This is a genomic window from Cedecea sp. B1(4) (genome assembly GCF_059414925.1).
On sequence record NZ_JCAHMZ010000002.1, the window covers coordinates 100653 to 118023 of the forward strand.

The window sequence follows — 17371 nt, forward strand, 5'->3', positions numbered from 1 at the left end:
TGCAATACTATTTATTCCTCATTAAAAAGAGGGTTTATCGTATTTATATAACTGTGCGTAAAGTCACGTTTGTTATTTTTCGAACTGTCTACACTGCGGGAAGATTTATGGGGAAAACTATGCACATTTATATTGTTCGAATCATAACGCTTGTTCGCACTATGTTGCCGATGTTCGGCAGCAGGGCGCGCGTTTGGTTGAATAATAGCTGCTGGTTTAATAGCGTGAGCGAACTGGAAAAAGACGACGCCGTTTATTCTGATTCGCTGGATAACGTTTGTGCCGTAAATTGGTCCCGGCTCTGGTGTAGCGCTGAGGTTTTATATCATTCGCTTCGCTATTCGCATTCTCCGTCATTAAAAAGGGAACATACCGTTGTGCGTCCGCGCCGTCTGGCCGTTCGCAAACGCTATGAACTTTCGTTCATGTGCCGTATTTCCAGCCTGCATCAGCTGATGATGTGTCTTCACGCCGGCGGTGATGCCGGGGACGCCGCGATGCTGGCCCATGTTCGCCCCCAAAGCACAATGCGCTTTTCAGCCATTGTGCTTTTTTTATTGCCTTTCTTCAGCCAGATAAGGAGTTGTTATGTATATCATTTGTGTTGCAGCTTGCCCTACGGGCGTCGCCCATACTTACATGGCTGCGGAGGCCCTGGCCCTGGTGGGTCAGCGGCGTGGGCATGAAGTGAAAGTCGAAACGCAGGGCAGCATGGGTGTCGAAAACGAAATTACCGCCGACGATCTTGCCCGGGCCGATGCGGTGATTCTCGCCACGGATGTGGCGATTACCGGCAAAGAACGTTTTGACGGCATGATGAAACTGGAGTGCAGCGTGGCCGACCCGATAAAGTTTGGCGAGGCCGTGTTTGAGGCGATAGAGGCGGAGATAGCAAATGGCTAAACTCAAGGCAGAGGCGGGGATGTCGACCGGCAAAGAGGTCAAAAATGCCATTATGACCGGGGTGTCATGGATGCTGCCGTTTGTCATTGCCGGGGCGGTGATCATGGGTATCGCGCGCATCGGTGCTTCGCTCTACGGCATCGAAAATATCTGGGATGCCAGCCATGCTCAGGCGGCGAGCATCATTGTGCAGATGCTGCATAAATTCGATGGATTTGGTGGCCTGGCGCTGTCGCTGATGCTGCCGGTGGTCGCCGGGTATATCAGCTTTGCCATCGCCAATAAGCCGGGGCTGGCGCCGGGGATGGTGGGCGGCTTACTGGCCAGCAGCCTCGGAACCGGGTTTCTTGGGGCGCTCGCCGCCGGTTTTGTTGCGGGATACATCGTGCGGGCGCTGGCAACCTGGGTCAAACTGCCTGCTGCGCTGGCCTCTGCTGGCCCTATTTTTATCCTGCCCGTAGGCGGCACGCTGCTGACCTGCATGGTGATGGCTTTTATTATCGGTGGCCCGCTGGCTGCGCTGAATCACGGGATGGAAACCTGGCTGCTGGCGATGTCCGGGACGAACAAAATCATTCTGGCAGCCGTCGTGGGCGGGATGGTGGGCTTTGACCTGGGCGGCCCGGTGAACAAGGCGGCGGTAACCACCGCCATGGCGCTGCTGGCTTCCGGAATTTACGACCCCAACACCGCCGCGCAGGTGGCGATTATCGTCCCGCCGATTGGCCTCGGGGTTGCAACGCTCATCTGGGCTAAGCGCTTCCCGGCTTCGCTGCGCGAGGCGGGCAAGGCTTCGACGCTGATGGGCCTGATTGGCGTATCTGAAGGGGCGATTCCTTTCGCGCTGGCAAACCCCAAAATTATCGTCATCAATGTGGTTGGCTCAGCCACCGGGGCCGCGCTGGCCGTCGGACTGGGTGCGGTAAACCATGCGCCGATTTCGGGCTTTTACGGCTGGCTGGCGGTAGATAAATGGCCCATTTATGTGCTGTCTATTGCTGTCGGTGCGGGGATTATTGCCGTGGGATCGTTATTAGTGTTTCGGGGTGAAACTGTCGTTGAAAATAAACCTTAGGCTGCCGTGCCTAAATTTAAAGTAGGGCGCTAGCCGCCCGGTTCATTTATTTCCGGCCGTATGGGCTGCGTTTTTACGGTATTTCATGCCGGGGATGACTGCGCCTTAAATGTGCCTCATCAGCCGCTAATAAGGTGACATTATGAAGACTGTGCATTTAATTCAGCACACGCACTGGGACAGAGAGTGGTATTTCACCGAGAACGATTCAAAAATCGTGCTCTATTATTTTATGCTGGATTTAATCACTCGGCTGGAACAAGACGAAGCGCTGGGGCCGTTTATTCTGGATGGCCAAACGGTGATGCTGGAGGATTTTTTACAGGTGGCGCCAGAGCACCAGGCTCGTCTGCAAAAATTGATTGACGGCGGGCGGGTACTGATTGGCCCGTGGTACACCCAAAGTGACTTCCTGGTGGTTGGCGCGGAGTCGATAACCCGCAATTTGCTGCTTGGGCTGGCGGACTGTAAAGCCTGGGGGGGCTATATGCCGGTGGGCTATGTGCCAGACTCTTTCGGGCAAAGCGCGCAGTTGCCGATGTTTCTAAGCGAGTTCGCCATTGACAGCGCAGTGCTCTGGCGCGGGTGGTGCGAGCATGATGTGCCGACCAGCGAATTTTGCTGGCAGGCGCAGGGCGGGCAGCAGGTGCTCACCGCCGTGCTTCCCGGGGGCTACGGCTGCGCGAAGTGGCTGCCTACGGCATCGCAGGAACTGGCTGAAAAATTACCGCCGATCCTGGAAAAACAGGGGCGTTTTTCCGCCACGAATCACCTTCTGTTCCCCAACGGCAACGATCAGTCGCCGTTCGAATATGCGGTGCCTGCTGCGCTGGAAAAACTGAATGCTAGCCAGAGCGAATACCATTTCAGGCGCAGTAGCTTCAGTGATTTCTTCGCCGCTCTGCGGGACGACGAGCACAACCTGCCTGTTTTGCGCGGCGAGCTTCTCAGCCCCAAATACATGCGCATTCATCGCGGTATTTTCTCTACCCGAATGGATATCAAGCAGCTTAATGCCTCGCTGGAACAGTTTGTCAGCCAGACGCTGGAGCCCTTGCTGGCGCTCAACTGGCGGCACGGGCTGCCTTATCCGCAGCAGGCGGTGGAGCACATCTGGCGGGAAGCGATGCAATCTCACGCCCACGACAGCATCGGCGGCTGTAATTCAGACCGCGTTAACCAGATGGTGAAGGGGCGTTTGCAGTCCGGCAAAGAGAGTGCCGGGCAGCTGTTTGAGCTGAACATGAAAATGCTTGCGGAAGGGATTACCGCGAGCCAGCAGGGTAAAAAAATCGTGGTCTTTAACCCGCTGCCCGCGCGGCGAGATACGCAGGTAAGCCTCACGCTTTATACCCCGGAAGAGGACTTCCGCATCGTGGATGGCGAGGGCGATCCGTGCCGCTGGCAACTGCTGCACGAAGAGCTTCAGGACATGTCGTTGGTGGTGCAGGAGCTTTCCAACAGCACCACAACCACCTGGTATCGTAAATGCCATATTTTGCTGGAGGCGAAGGCGCTGCCGGCCTGTGGCTACACGACCTTTTACCTGCAGGAAGGGGAAGCCGCCGGGTTTGATAAACCGGCCGGGGAGATTGACTGCCTGGAAAACGCCTGGCTGCGGCTGGAGCATAACGCCGGAGAGCTTACGCTGACCGATAAACGCACGGGTGAAGTCTACCCGCACATCCTTCGGCTAGTCGATGGCGAAGACGCGGGGGACAACTATAACTATTCGCCGCCGACGGTTGACTGGAAGATTAACAGCGAAGGCTGCCTGCAGCAGGCCATGTTGACGCGCGGCGTGCTCAAAGACACCCTGCAGCTAACGCTACACATGCCTGCCCCGGCTGATGCAGATGCACGCGAGGCCAGGCGGTTTGATGCCCGGCTGGACGTGGTAATGACCATCTCCCTGCCGCATGAAAGCGCCTGGCTGGATGTTGCCGTTGAAGTTAACAACACGCTGCGTGACCACCGTTTGCAGATTGAACTGCCCACCGGTTTATATCAGTCGACCCATTTTGCCGATCAGCCTTTTGGTCTGATAGAACGTGACAATGTCCCTCGTGCGCTTGAGATCTGGCAGCAGGAAAACTGGACGGAAGCGCCTGCCTCACTGTGGCCGATGCAGAGCCTGGTGATGATGCACCACTCGCGGCGCGGCCTCGGCGTGGTGACCGCCGGGCTGCGGGAGTACGAAATTCCTGTCGGGCAGCCTGATACGCTGGCGATTACCTTGTTCCGCAGCGTGGGCTGGCTCGGACGGCCCGCGCTGGAATGGCGGCCTGGACGGGCATCCGGCATGGTGCTGCCTGCTCCTGACTCGCAAATACCCGGTTATCACGCGTTTCACTTGGCCGTCATGCCGATGGATAACGGGCAAAGCCCTGCGTTCTGGCAGGCCGTCGAGCAGTGGCGTACCCCGGCTTCGGGCTACCTGGATTCTGGCTGGTCGCGTTTTCGCACCAACCCCCACGGGAAAACCTTCCCACCGCACTTCAGCGTATTGAGCTGGGAGAGCGCCGCGCATTTTAGCACCCTGAAAAAAGCACAAAACGAAGAGGCGCTGGTGCTCAGGGGCTGGAACCCAGGCCTGGCACCGCTGGAAAATATTCCACCAGTAGCAACAGGTTCGCCGCAGCAGATCACGCTGGCGGAAATACCGGCCACGCCAACGGACTCCATTGCAGCAGGCACGCCGGTTTCCTGGCTAATTCGCTCATTTGAATAAGGCGCTATCCCTATGCAGACATTGTTATTTCGTTGCCCGCTGGTGAACGGGCTGCACGCCAGACCAGCCTGCGCACTTGAACGGCATGCTTCACGCTTTGTTTCCGCGGTGACGTTAGTGAACCAGACTAAGTCGCGCCAGGGGGATGCCAAGAGCGTCCTGGCGCTGGTGGGGGCGGATGTTGCCGCTGGTGATGAATGCCAGCTGCTGATTGAAGGCCCGGATGAGCAGGCGGCCTGGCAGGCGCTCGGCCATTTTATTGAGCATGAGTTCGCGCAGTGTGATTCGCCGTTGGCCGCTGCCGTTGAAGAAGAGCAAACGCTGCCGGTGTTCCTGTCCCGAAGTGCATCCCCTGTTTGGCAAGGGAAGGGCGTTAGTCCGGGGGCGGCGCTGGCAAAGGCCGTTTTTGTTGAGCAGATCGATCTCCACGCGCTGGCGCTGCGGCACGATGAAGAACCTTTTCCTCTGCAGCAACAGCGGCTGATTGTCGCCCTGCAGGCTGCGCGGCTGCGTTTACGGGACGATATCAGCCAGCAAGCGGATGAAGCGGCGCAGATTCTGGATGCGCAAAGTCAGCTTCTGGAGGATGAAACCGTTGAAGAGTGCCTGCTGGACGCGCATGACGCCCGCAATACGCTGGCCGCGTTGGCAAAAGCGCTGGACGCACTGCGGGAGCCTTTCCGGCAAAGCGACAGTGAATATCTCCGCCAGCGGGAGCTGGATGTTTTTGATCTGGGGCTGAGGATTGCGGCCGAACTGACCGGCGACCCGTGGCTGGGGCTGTCGCAACTGGATGAAGACGCGCTGGTGATTGGCGATGGCGTGCTGACGCCGGGCCAGTTGCTCATGCTGCAAGGGCCATTTCTGCGGGGGATTGTGATGCCGACAGGCGGCGAAACGTCCCATACCGCAATACTCGCCCGAGCGTTTGCGACGCCGCTATTGTGCCTGGCCTCAACGAAGCCGCTATTTGCCGCAGGAGCGGGGACATACTTGCTGGGCGCCGGACACGGGTTTGTGCTGGCGGCACCCGATGACGTGGCGCAGCGCTGGTACGCGCTGGAATGCAAAAAGTTTGCTGCTGAACCCGTGAGCGAGGAAGCGGGCATGTTCAGCCCGGCGCTGGTGTTTCTGGATGAAAAACTTCATGACAAGCATGAGGTGATTAAACGGCTGACGGATAACCTTGACGTTCACGGGCGGGCGCTTTCTGCGACGCTCGCCGAACAGGCCATCTGGCAGCGTGAAGCGGTCTTTACCACCGCGCTGGGCTTTTCCATCGCCATTCCGCACTGTAAGTCTGCCGCGATCTCCCGCAGCAGTATTTCCGTACTGCGGCTGGCAGACCCGCTGGACTGGGGAGACGGCGTGGCGGTGCGGCTGGTGATTATGCTGACGCTCAGCGAGCAGGAGCAGGCGCAGCATATGCAGATATTCTCAGTTTTAGCCCGGCGGCTGATGCATGAATCTTTCCGTGAAAAGCTGCTGGCCGCGGCTACGGTGCCGGCCGTGGTGGATGTGTTCCGCGAGGAAGTCATAATCTTGTCATAAATCTGGTTATACTCAGACTGGCGCTTTTCACGAGAAGGGGAGTACGTGTATGCCGATTGCCCGCTGGCAGCAGCAGTTTGAGAACTATTTGATTGAGAACTGGGCGCAGGATGACAAAGCCCATGACGTGGCGCATTTTCGGCGCGTATGGAAAACCGCCCAGCATATTATGGAAGGGACGGAGGCGGACAGGCTGGTGGTGCTGACCGCCTGCTACTTCCACGACATCGTTAACCTGCCCAAGAACCACCCGGAGCGGCATCTGGCCTCAACGCAGGCCGCGCAGGAGACGCTGCGTATTCTGGAAACGCACTTCCCGGACTTCCCCCGCGAGCTTTATGACGATGTAGCTCATGCGGTGCGGGCCCACAGTTTCAGCGCGGCTATTGCGCCGCAAACGCTGGAAGCGAAAGTAGTGCAGGATGCGGACAGGTTGGAGTCGTTGGGCGCGATAGGCCTGGCGCGGGTGTTTTATGTTTCCGGCGCGCTGGGGCGTTCGCTGTTTGACAGCGACGATCCACTGGCCGATCGCCGTGAACTGGACGATACGCAGTATTCGGTGGACCATTTCCAGAAAAAGCTTCTGCGCCTGCCTGCGTCAATGCAAACCGAAGCCGGGCGCGCGCTGGCGCGGCACAATGCGGATTTCCTCGTCGGCTATATGGCAAAGCTGTGCGCCGAGCTGAAAGGCGACTACATGCAGGTGGACGAGCAGGTCCTGCAGCGTTTTAAATCACAGGCTTAATCCTTCCGGCCCGCAGTCCATTCTGCGGGCTGTTTTCATTTTTTCTGGGTCAAATCGGTGATACAGTTTCACTCCCTTTTCCCATTTTTGGTTCACGATGAACGATCTTGACGCGATAGCAGAACACCTCTCCCTTCAGGCACAGCGCCACAAACAAACTCAACAAGAAGAAGACAATGCGCTGGTCAGCCGTTTACTTGAAATCTACGATCAAAAAACCGTTGCGCTCCGCCTGCGTCAGGTGGGAGGCGACTGGACGCGTGAGTCCCTGAACCGCTGGTACAACGGCAAGTCTGCGCCTCGTGGTTTAACCGAAGTGGAAGTGCAGATGCTGCAAAGTATGCTGCCGTCGCCGCCGGCACATCACGGGCGCTATGCTTTTCGTTTTATCGACCTGTTTGCCGGGATAGGCGGGATCCGCAGCGGCTTTGAGGCCATCGGCGGCCAGTGCGTGTTTACCAGCGAATGGAATAAATACGCGGTGAGGACCTACAAGGCAAACTGGTACTGCGACCCGACGCAGCACCAGTTTAATGAAGACATCCGCGACGTAACGCTCAGCAATCGTGGCGACGTCACGGACGAGCAGGCGACGGCCCACATCCAGGCCACGCTGCCCGACCATGATGTGCTGCTGGCCGGTTTCCCCTGCCAGCCGTTTTCTCTGGCTGGCGTGTCGAAGAAAAATGCCCTTGGGCGCGCGCACGGTTTTGCCTGTGAAACGCAGGGCACGCTGTTCTTCGACGTGGCGCGGATCATTGCCGCCAAACGTCCCCCGGTTTTTGTGCTGGAGAACGTTAAGAACCTGAAGAGCCATGACAAAGGCAATACGTTCCGCATTATTATGCAGACCCTGGACGAGCTGGGTTACGACGTGGCTGATGCCGCGGTTTCCGGGCGTGACGATCCGAAAATTGTCGACGGTAAAAATTTCCTGCCGCAGCACCGGGAACGCATTGTGCTGGTCGGCACGCGCCGCGATTTGAAACTGGATACGGCGGTGACGTTGGCGAAACTGAGCGAGTTCTATCCGGCTCGTCGCCCGACCTTTGGCGAGCTGCTGGACGATGAGGTTGACGCGAAATACGTGCTGACCCCAACGCTGTGGAAATACCTCTATAACTACGCGAAGAAGCATCAGGCCAAGGGCAACGGGTTTGGTTACGGCCTGGTTGACCCGAAAAACCCGGCAAGCGTAGCAAGAACGCTGTCGGCTCGTTATTTCAAAGATGGCGCGGAGATCCTGGTCGATCGCGGTTGGGACATGGCGCTGGGCGAGGCAGATTTTAACCATCCTGATAACCAGGTGAACAGGCCGCGTCGCCTGACGCCGCGCGAGTGCGCCAGGCTGATGGGGTTTGAAGCGCCGAAAGGGAAAGCGTTCCGCATCCCGGTGTCTGACACTCAGGCTTATCGCCAGTTTGGTAACTCCGTCGTCGTTCCCGCGTTTGCCGCAGTGGCTAAACTGCTGGAGCCGGTGATCAAGCAAGCGGTGAAAAAGCGCTAAGCGGAGAAAGAAATGGCGGATGTACACAGCAAGGCGATACGCAGTAAAAACATGCGGGCGATTGCCACGCGTGACACCGCCATTGAAAAACATCTGGCCGGGCTGCTGGCAGAGTGCGGGTTTAGCTTTCGCGTGCAGGATGCCGCACTGCCCGGCAAACCTGATTTTGTGGTGGATGAATACCGCTGCGTTATCTTTACCCACGGCTGTTTCTGGCATCATCACGACTGCTATTTGTTTAAAGTCCCGGCCACGCGCACCGAGTTCTGGCTGGAAAAAATAGGGCGCAACGTTGTGCGGGATAAGCGAGACACGGCGCTTTTGCTGGCGCAGGGCTGGCGAGTTTTAATTGTCTGGGAATGCGCGCTGCGTGGCCGTGAGAAAATGCAGGATCGGGCGCTGTGTGAACGGTTAGAAGAGTGGATTTGCAGCGGCGGGCGTAGCGCGGAAATTAACGTGACCGGGATTCATCAGCGACACGACAGTGGCCAGCAGAGGCTGGCCACTGACTAACTATTTTTCGACTTCACACGTCTCAATCACCGGTTTGGCCGGGAACAGGTATTTACCCAGCGTGACCAGCACCACGGCAAAAATAATGATCCCCAGCGCCAGCCATTCCATCGCCGACAGGCTTTCCCCCGCAAAGGTGGTGCCCAGCAGCACGGCCACAACCGGGTTGACGTAGGCATAGCTGGTCGCCACCGCCGGGGAGACATTTCGAATCAGGTACATATAGGCGCTGATGGAGATCATCGAGCCAAACAGCGCGAGATAGCCCAGCGCCAGCCAGCCGGAGGTGTCCGGCATCGTTGTCAGCCGTTCGCCGGTGAGCGCCGCGAGGCTGAGCGCCACAATCCCGGCAGCCAGCATTTCCACCGCGCCGGCCATCATGCCGTCGGGCAGTTCGATGCGCGACCCGTAAACCGACCCAAACGCCCAGCTCAGGGAGCCAATAAGAATTAAGACAGCGCCGAAGGGGTTACCGCTGAGATTGCCGCCGCTGTTCAGCAACACAATACCCGCGAGGCCAATGGCAATGCCGAGCCACTCCAGCTTGCGCGTTTTAATGCCAAACAGGCGGCTGAAGCAGAGGGTAAACAGCGGCACGGTGGCGACCATGACGGCGGCAATGCCGGAAGGGACGTGCTGGTGCTCGGCCACCGTGACGCAGCCGTTGCCGATGGCCAACAGAAGCACGCCGATCAGGGCGGCGTTAAGCGTTGGGCGCAGCTTGGGCAGCTTGTGGCCGCGAAGCAGCAGTATGCCCATCAGCAGCGAGCCCGCAAGCATAAAGCGCGTTCCGGCGAGGATAAACGGCGGCCAGGTTTTTACTCCGATAGCCAGCGCCAAATAGGTTGAACCCCAGATGATGTACAACGCAAACAGTGCCGCTATCAGCGGCACTAATTGACCAGAACGAGCTCGCATAATCCCTCACCAGACACCAATTTCAGGCCGACAGTTAACGCCAAAAGCGGGCGGATAGCGAGCTTTATACTTGTTGATGTAATGTTAATTTTTATTGACAAGCGCGGCGATTTTTCGCGGCGCGCTTTTTGCTTCATACTCTTGGGTATCGACATCAATAAGGACAGATATTTTGGCTGGAAGTAGCTTACTCACTTTGCTCGACGACATCGCCACGCTGCTGGACGACATTTCGGTTATGGGCAAACTCGCGGCAAAAAAAACGGCAGGCGTCCTGGGCGATGACCTCTCGCTGAATGCTCAGCAGGTTTCTGGCCTGCGCGCGAATCGGGAACTGCCTGTCGTCTGGAGCGTGGCAAAAGGATCGTTCCTAAATAAGCTTATCCTGGTGCCTCTGGCACTGGTTATTAGCGCCTTTGCGCCCTGGGCAATTACGCCGCTGCTGATGGTGGGCGGAGCGTTTTTATGTTTTGAAGGCGTGGAAAAAGTGCTGCACAGCCTGCAGGCGAGAAAGCACAAAGAAAGCGCGGAGGAAAAGCAGGCTAGGCTGGAGGCCGTTGCCGCCCAGGACCCGCTGGCCTTTGAAAAAGATAAGGTGAAAGGGGCGGTGCGCACGGACTTTATTCTTTCGGCGGAAATCGTCGCCATCACGCTTGGCATTGTGGCGGAAGCGCCGCTGCTAAATCAGGTGTTAATCCTGGCAGGAATAGCCATTCTGGTGACTATCGGCGTGTATGGCCTGGTCGGGATGATCGTGAAAATTGACGATCTCGGATACTGGCTGGCAGATAAGCGTGCGGCGCTGGCACAGGCGGTGGGGAAAGGGCTGCTTATTCTTGCTCCCTGGCTAATGAAGATCCTCACGTTTGTCGGGACGCTGGCGATGTTCCTCGTCGGCGGCGGTATCCTGGTGCACGGCGTGCCCGCGCTTCATCACGGCATTGAGCAATGGATGGGGCAGTTTGGCGGCGTGGTTGAGCTTGCCGGTCCGACGCTTGCCAACCTGGTGCTCGGCTTTATTGCGGGCGGGATTGTGCTGCTAGTGGTGAACGGCATAAATCACCTTCGCGAGGGCGCTTCACACTAAGTTCGAGATGAAAAATAACGCTTTAGTCAGGAAAAAACGCTGACCATTGACTATACCTTTAGAGGTTTTCACCCCTAACGCCGGAGGCGGCTATGGTTTATGTGGTCAGCGATGAAGTCCGGCGTAAGAACGGCGGCCCACGCATGATTGTCACGGGTTATTCCAGTGGCATGGTGGAGTGCCGTTGGTACGATGGATACGGCGTAAAGCGCGAGGCGTTTCGTGAGGATGACCTTGCGCCAGCGGAAACCAGAGAGCATCAGCAGGCGTGATGTGTCTGGTTTTTTAACGGAACCCGGCTATGCCGGGTTTTTTTATCCTGGGATAAGGCGTTTTTCTGCAGGCCAACTTCGACAAAGCGCTGTCGCGGTGGCAAAATCTGTAAAGAATTCATTCTTCCGGGGTTTTCGGAAGGAACTGATAACCGCGGCCGGGTCGTCCGCCAGGGAGGATCCCCCTTGATCGGTACTACATTTGAGCGGTTTATCAGCCGCTATAAAAGACCGCAGCGGGTGGTAAACCTCTGTTTTATTGTTGTGTTTCTATGCTCAACGCTGCTGACCTGGCGTGAAGTGGCGGTGCTGGAGTCCGCCTATATTTCTAACCAGCGTAACAGCCTCGATAATATTGCCACCGCGCTCGACCGGCAGCTGCAGCACAGCATTGATAGCCTGCTGTTTTACCGCAACACCATGCATTATGCGCTGCAGTCTCCTATTTCCACCGATATTTCACGTCAGGCGTTGGCGGATTTTGCCGTCCAGCGAACGCAGCCTTACTGGCAATTAAAGCTGGATCTTAATCGCGGGATGCCGATTAACGGCGTTTCCGACGAGTTTGTCAGCCACAGCCACGTGCTCGACCGCGATGAGCGCTGGCTTTATCCTGAGCTGGAGGCGGCGCTGGAGTTCAGCTACATCATGCAGCTTGCCGACGACAAGCGAGACCTGCAAAGGCGCGTGTTCTACGCTTCGCGGGCGGGCTTTTTCCTCTCAAGTACGCCGCCGGAAAACGATCCGGGCCTTGTGTCACTCTATTATCGGCTCATTGCTCAGCCCTATTTTGGCGCTCAGTCGCCGCAAAATAACCCAGGCCGTGGCCTGCAGTGGACGCATACCTATAACCCAGGCAGCCCAAATGGGCAGATTATTACCGCCGCTGTACCGCTGGATCTGAATCAGCGCTGGTACGGCGTGCTGGCGATGGATTTTCCCGTCAGCGGAATGCATGCATTCCTTCAGGAGCTGTCTCACAATCGCTATGAAGGCACCGTGATGCTGTTTGACAGGCATTTCTCGCTCATTGCCACCGCGGCGGACAGCGCGCCGCAGGCGCCGGTGTTTAGCGCCAAACAGCAGGCTGAGATTGCCCGCTCCATGGAAAGCGGAGATGAAGGCGAGCTGCGGATGGACAGCCGTTTCGTGACGTGGGCGAAGCTGATGAACTTTGACGGCGTGCTGATTAAAGTGCATACCCTCGGCGAGGGTGTGCAGGGGGAATTTGGACGAATCAGCATTGTGCTAACGCTGCTCTGGCTGCTCTTTACGCTGATGTTGTTCATCTCATGGCGGGTGATTCGGCGGCTGGTGAGCAATATGTTGACGCTGCAGCAAACGCTGAGCTGGCGCGCAAATTACGATACCCTGACCCGGCTCTACAATCGCGGAGCCTTCTTCGATATTGCCCACGGAATGGCGCTGGATTGCCAGCGCGAGGAAAAACCGTTCTCTGTGATCCAGATGGACCTCGATTTCTTTAAAGGCATTAACGATCGCTACGGGCATCACGCCGGCGACAAGGTGTTGTCTCATGCCGCCGCGCTGCTTGCTTCCTCCCTTCGGGAAGAGGATGTGGCCGGGCGCGTGGGCGGGGAAGAGTTCTGCGTGCTGCTTCCGGGCACGAAGCTTCCGGAGGCGGCAGCCGTCGCCGAGCGGATTCGGCACCGCATCAATACCAAAGAGCTGCTTTTACAGGCCGGGCAGACCCTTAAAATCAGCGCCTCGTTTGGCGTGAGCTGCGCCCATGAGCGCCACGATTATGATTTTGAGCATTTGCAGTCCATTGCCGACCGGCGGTTGTACAAGGCGAAGCAGAATGGACGCAACCAGGTTTGCACCCAGGACTGATTTCCCGTCGGGCGTGGCCGCTATATCATATAAGCACTGCTGATGTTTTATTCGGTTACTGAAGGTGCGGCTCGCTAAAGCAAGCGTAATGTTTTTGTCACGTAGTGGGCGAGGCAGAGGCGCGTTTATTTTTTATTCGTCCCAGTACGGCAAGCGAAATCAGAATGTTCAGTTTAGGATAAATCTTAATTTATTCAGCGCTAAAATGGCCCTTTGATGCGGGCATCAGGTTTAAAAAAACGATTTAACAAGGCATTGGATTCAAATTGATTGCGTCAATGAGTGCGGTTATAGACATTCCTGAAAAGAATATATCCTTGTATTCAATAAAATTTAAGGTAATGTGGTCAACACATCAGATTTCCTGATGTAACGAATTTCAAGTGCTTCTTGCTTCAGCAAGTTTTCATCCCGGCTCCCCGGCCGGGATGCTTTTCTTAGCGGTTAATTTCATTCACGCTAAAATCCCGAATATCCAGCTCAAAAGCATCCGCCAGCTCCTTATAGCTATGCCAGTCTCGCCCATCCACGCTCACTCGCTGCGGGTGCTCCTCGCTGCTGGCGTGCCGGATATCGCTTTCGCTAATTTCGTTGATGGCGGCAAGCAGTGCGTCGACATCCACTTCCGTTGTCTGATGCGCCGCGCTGCCGCTGATTTTCACGCTCTTCATCACTTTGCCCTCGCTGACTACCACCCTTAAGTATAGCTGTTTCAGATAATGCGCAAGGTGGCCAGGAGGAAGGGCGCCCAGGGTGTTTTTGATCTACAATGGCAGGCAATATCTCTGGAGGAAATAACCATGAAAATCAATGATCGGGTGACCGTAAAGACCGATGGTGGCCCGCGGCGTTCGGGGGTCGTTCTGGCGGTGGAGCCATTTAACGAAGGAACGATGTATCTTGTATCGCTGGAGGATTATCCGCTGGGGATCTGGTTCTTTAATGAGTCAGGCCACCCGGACGGCATTTTTGTGGAGCGCGAAGAGTAGGGTAAAGGATGTATGACCTCACCCCGGCCCTCTCCCTGGAAGGGAGAGGGGGAAATCTATCAGGTGAACGCTGGACAGTCTCCTCGCTTTCGGGGAGCGGCAATCTTTACACCACGCTAGGCACAATAATCGCCGCAAAAATCACCGTAATCACCGAATATTTCATCGCGTAATACACTTTCCGGTTTCGCTTCTTCAGGTTTTGCCCGCTGTCGCGCAGCGCGTGAACATACTTGAAGATGCGGTTCAGCCCGCCGGTGCGGTCGCTGTCGCTATTTGGCGAGCTGGCGGCTGACATCAGTGTGGTGCCTACCCAGTGGTTAACGGCCTGCGCCCAGCGCCATTTCATCGGGCGCTCAATATCGCAGAACAGAATAATACGGGTCTGTTCGCTCTTATTTTCCGCCCAGTGTACGTAGGTTTCATCAAAAATTACCGCTTCGCCATCGCGCCAGCTGTGGCGCTGCCGGTCGACCTCAATAAAGCAGCGGTCGTCGTTGGGCGTGGCAAGCCCAAGGTGGTAACGCACCGATCCGGCATACGGATCCCGGTGCTTGCCCAGGTAAGAACCTGCCGGGAGTTCCGCGAACATCGCCGCTTTAACAGACGGAATTTCGCTGACCAGCTTTGTGGTGATCGGGCAAAGCTCATGCGCAGACGGGTGTGCATCGCTGTACCACTTCAGGTAAAAACGCTTCCAGCCCCGCTTGAAGAACGTATTAAACCCGGCATCGTTGTGGCTTTCTGCCGCTTTGATGTGGCCCTGCAGGCGCAGCGCTTCCTCTCGAATGATTTCCCAGTTGTCCGTCAGCTTTTGCAGTTCCGGAAAGTCACTGGTCGGGAAATACGGCTGTTCAGGCGGCAGACGCGAGAAACGCGTCATGAACATATTGATCGGGGCCATAAAGGTCGAGTGGTCAAAAAGCTGGCGGGAAAGCTTCTGTTTTTCGACACCGCGGGAGTGGGCGTAAAAGACGCTGATAATAAAAATGCCAAGAACAATAACGGCTACCATAGCAACAAATCTCTCCATGTATACTTGTATGGCATAAGTCTAGTGAGATTTTTCTGCTTTTTTTTGCAAAGGTTGCGGTTTTGTTACGGAAAAGAGTGTCGTTTAACTTGTATTTAATCTCTGACGGGCGTCAGAGATTAAATAGTGCGGCCACAGTGGCGTAGGGATGCAGCGTAAGTCAGCTACCGGAGGTTAACAAAAATACCGTTGGTGACGTTATCGGTGAGGCGAACTACATGATATATCACCTGCTTGTTATGGGTCTTGATTTTGCGTTTAATATTTCCTTTATGAGACGAAACGGTTTTTGCCTTGATGTTCATTTGATCAGAGATTTGAATCGTTCCCTGTCCTGACATCCACATTTTTAGCATGCTGGACTCTGTGCGACTAAGAGAAAGTGTCGGCAAATTAATATGTCCAATACATTGTGCATTTTTTGCTAAGTATTCCGCTAAAATATCGTCTAAAGATTCTGGCTTGATGGATTTCGAACTGATCAGCAGATTTTCTCTGACCAGAAGATATTCATCAAAGTGAATATTAGCAATCGCCATAAAGACTAAAAATAGCGTCCCTGGATGTTGATTAATGATCTGCTTAATTCTCTGACTGCTTTCCGGGTCATGAATAAAACAGTCTTCATTAATAAACACCACGCTGGGTGCCTGCGACTGGCATGCCTGTGCCAGCTGTTCTACCGTTTCTACATCTGCAATATGCCGTTTTCTAACCCCGCGGCTGGCTAAGTAGCCGACAAGCCCCAGCCGGGTATAGCTGCATAAGTCCATAATAATCGTTGACATAGCAAACCCTCACTAAGCGCGTTATACCCGTAATAATCAGGAGCGCAGATTGAAAGCTGTACTGGTTTTGTACCGCGAGTGACAATGTCAGTCCCAGGGCAAAGCCAATCCGCCGCATTTTCCGCAGTTCTAATTATTTATGGGTAACCATTATTAATAATTTAAAAGGCGAAATCACTATCCCGGAAAGTTGCCTATAATTTGCCAGGAATGTTCTTAAAGTAAAGTGAATGTTGTGTATTGTGAGCAAGGTAAAAACTTATATTCCGCGCCAGATATATCTTGGCGGATGTTATTAACATATTTTTTTAGGAATATCCTCAGAGAGGCAGTATGAAAATCAGGGTTATTAATTTGCGGGGATTTCACTGACAATATCCGCGAGCAGATCAAAAATCTCGCCGAATAAATGTTCGGTAAAGGGGGCGATAAGCGGCATCATTACCATAAAAATAAGCATGCCGATAGATAAGGTGACGGGGAAACCGATAACAAATACCGATAGCTGGGGAGCCATACGGTTTAACAGTCCCAGGGCGATGTTAAGCGTTAGTAACAAAGTGATTAACGGCAGGGCCAGCATCAGGCCATTGAGAAAGATCAGACCGCCCGCTCGGGTCAGCGCCATAAACGCGTTGCTGTTGATCGGCTCGCCGCCGATGGGCAGGGTATGAAAAGTATCGACCAGCATCGAAATCAGCCATAAATGGCCGTTAAAGGTCAGGAACAGCAGCATCGCCAGAATATCAAGAAAACGGGCCAGAACCGGCATATTGAGGCGGCTGCCCGGATCGAAGAAGGTGGCGAAAGAGAGCCCCATTTGCAGGCCCACAAGTTCCCCGGCGGTACGCACGGCAGCAAAAGCGAACTGCATCGTAAAACCCAGCGCAACACCGATAAGAATTTGTTGTATTGCCAGCCAGAAACCCGCGGCAGAAAAGATCGTCACCCCTGTTGCGGGCAGGGAAGGTGCGATGATAAAGGTGATCATCAGCCCCAACCCAAGCTTAACCCGCTTGGGGATCGATCGCTCGCTCAGAATGGGGGCGGTCATGATCAGCGCCAGCACGCGCAGCAGCGGCCAGAAATAGAGGCTTAGCCAGTTTAGCCACTGGGTGCTGTCAACGTGGATCATCCAATGGTGTTCGGCAGATTGGTCAGCAGGGAACGCATGTAATCCAGCAGCAGGTTAAGCATCCACGGCCCGGCAATGACGATGGTCACAAACACGGCCAGAATTTTTGGAATAAACGACAGCGTCATTTCGTTGATCTGCGTGGCCGCCTGCAGCAGGCTGATGACCAGGCCGCTTATCAGCGCAACCAGCAGCAGCGGGGCCGCAAGGGCTAGGGCCACCTTCATCGCTTCGGTGCCCATCATCATGACCGATTCTGGCGTCATTTTC

Annotated in this window: 16 protein-coding genes and 1 pseudogene; 11 read left to right on the plus strand and 6 right to left on the minus strand. The window is 55.5% G+C overall.

The window, feature by feature from the left end; genetic code table 11:
• The first annotated feature begins 588 nt into the window (after positions 1-588).
• The 7 genes from ACR6JA_RS03895 to ACR6JA_RS03925 all read left to right on the plus strand — a co-directional run bounded on the left by ACR6JA_RS03895 (position 589) and on the right by ACR6JA_RS03925 (position 9025).
• Positions 589-903: a PTS fructose transporter subunit IIB gene (locus ACR6JA_RS03895; protein WP_494492918.1), complete on the plus strand. Its 315-nt coding sequence runs from the start codon at positions 589-591 to the stop codon at positions 901-903.
• Positions 896-1978 (plus strand): PTS fructose transporter subunit IIC, encoded by a 1083-nt coding sequence (locus ACR6JA_RS03900; protein WP_494492919.1) that lies wholly within the window; start codon positions 896-898, stop codon positions 1976-1978. Before ACR6JA_RS03895 ends, ACR6JA_RS03900 begins: the two co-directional genes overlap by 8 nt.
• A gap of 142 nt (positions 1979-2120) precedes the next feature.
• Positions 2121-4709: a glycoside hydrolase family 38 N-terminal domain-containing protein gene (locus tag ACR6JA_RS03905; protein ID WP_494492920.1), complete on the plus strand. Its 2589-nt coding sequence runs from the start codon at positions 2121-2123 to the stop codon at positions 4707-4709.
• A 12-nt stretch (positions 4710-4721) separates the two neighbouring features.
• Positions 4722-6260: a fructose PTS transporter subunit IIA gene (locus ACR6JA_RS03910; protein WP_494492921.1), complete on the plus strand. Its 1539-nt coding sequence runs from the start codon at positions 4722-4724 to the stop codon at positions 6258-6260.
• Positions 6261-6309: 49 nt separating this feature from the next.
• Positions 6310-7005: a phosphohydrolase gene (locus ACR6JA_RS03915; protein WP_494492922.1), complete on the plus strand. Its 696-nt coding sequence runs from the start codon at positions 6310-6312 to the stop codon at positions 7003-7005.
• A 97-nt stretch (positions 7006-7102) separates the two neighbouring features.
• On the plus strand, positions 7103-8512 hold the full coding sequence (locus ACR6JA_RS03920) for a DNA cytosine methyltransferase (RefSeq protein ID WP_166872854.1): 1410 nt from the start codon (positions 7103-7105) through the stop codon (positions 8510-8512).
• A 12-nt stretch (positions 8513-8524) separates the two neighbouring features.
• The gene (locus ACR6JA_RS03925; protein ID WP_494492923.1) at positions 8525-9025 is read left to right on the plus strand and encodes a very short patch repair endonuclease; all 501 of its coding nucleotides are present in this window, start codon (positions 8525-8527) and stop codon (positions 9023-9025) included.
• Here the strand turns inward: ACR6JA_RS03925 and yedA are convergent, their stop codons facing one another.
• Positions 9026-9943 carry a drug/metabolite exporter YedA gene (gene yedA, locus ACR6JA_RS03930; protein ID WP_494492924.1) on the minus strand — a complete coding sequence of 306 codons (918 nt, stop codon included), beginning with the start codon at positions 9941-9943 and terminating at the stop codon, positions 9026-9028.
• Positions 9944-10112: 169 nt separating this feature from the next.
• Here yedA and ACR6JA_RS03935 point away from each other — a divergent pair, with 169 nt between their 5' ends.
• From ACR6JA_RS03935 to dgcQ, 3 genes are all read left to right on the plus strand, one after another.
• Entirely contained in the window at positions 10113-11030 is a 918-nt protein-coding gene (locus tag ACR6JA_RS03935; protein ID WP_494493253.1) for a DUF808 domain-containing protein, read from the plus strand.
• Positions 11031-11122: 92 nt separating this feature from the next.
• Positions 11123-11302: a YodC family protein gene (locus ACR6JA_RS03940; RefSeq protein ID WP_008458110.1), complete on the plus strand. Its 180-nt coding sequence runs from the start codon at positions 11123-11125 to the stop codon at positions 11300-11302.
• Between the two features lie 186 nt (positions 11303-11488).
• On the plus strand, positions 11489-13156 hold the full coding sequence (gene dgcQ / locus ACR6JA_RS03945) for a cellulose biosynthesis regulator diguanylate cyclase DgcQ (RefSeq protein WP_494492925.1): 1668 nt from the start codon (positions 11489-11491) through the stop codon (positions 13154-13156).
• A gap of 437 nt (positions 13157-13593) precedes the next feature.
• Here the strand turns inward: dgcQ and yodD are convergent, their stop codons facing one another.
• Complete coding sequence (yodD, locus tag ACR6JA_RS03950; RefSeq protein ID WP_008458114.1) at positions 13594-13827, minus strand: YodD family peroxide/acid resistance protein; 234 nt, start codon at positions 13825-13827, stop codon at positions 13594-13596.
• Positions 13828-13956: 129 nt separating this feature from the next.
• Here yodD and dsrB point away from each other — a divergent pair, with 129 nt between their 5' ends.
• Entirely contained in the window at positions 13957-14145 is a 189-nt protein-coding gene (dsrB, locus tag ACR6JA_RS03955) for a protein DsrB (protein WP_166863116.1), read from the plus strand.
• Positions 14146-14251: 106 nt separating this feature from the next.
• On the opposite strand, the gene lpxO is transcribed toward dsrB, so the two are convergent.
• The 4 genes and pseudogenes from lpxO to fliQ all read right to left on the minus strand — a co-directional run bounded on the left by lpxO (position 14252) and on the right by fliQ (position 17367).
• Complete coding sequence (gene lpxO / locus ACR6JA_RS03960; protein ID WP_213716432.1) at positions 14252-15160, minus strand: lipid A hydroxylase LpxO; 909 nt, start codon at positions 15158-15160, stop codon at positions 14252-14254.
• A 182-nt stretch (positions 15161-15342) separates the two neighbouring features.
• A complete protein-coding gene (gene rcsA, locus ACR6JA_RS03965; RefSeq protein ID WP_008458120.1) occupies positions 15343-15966 on the minus strand; it encodes a transcriptional regulator RcsA in 624 nt (207 codons plus the stop codon).
• A 342-nt stretch (positions 15967-16308) separates the two neighbouring features.
• Positions 16309-17101 (minus strand): annotated as a pseudogene (gene fliR / locus ACR6JA_RS03970) (flagellar biosynthetic protein FliR); the annotation flags it as partial.
• Positions 17098-17367, minus strand: coding sequence for a flagellar biosynthesis protein FliQ (gene fliQ / locus ACR6JA_RS03975; RefSeq protein ID WP_008458124.1), 270 nt, complete (start codon positions 17365-17367; stop codon positions 17098-17100). The pseudogene fliR and the gene fliQ, both read right to left, overlap by 4 nt.
• Between the last annotated feature and the right edge of the window lie 4 nt (positions 17368-17371).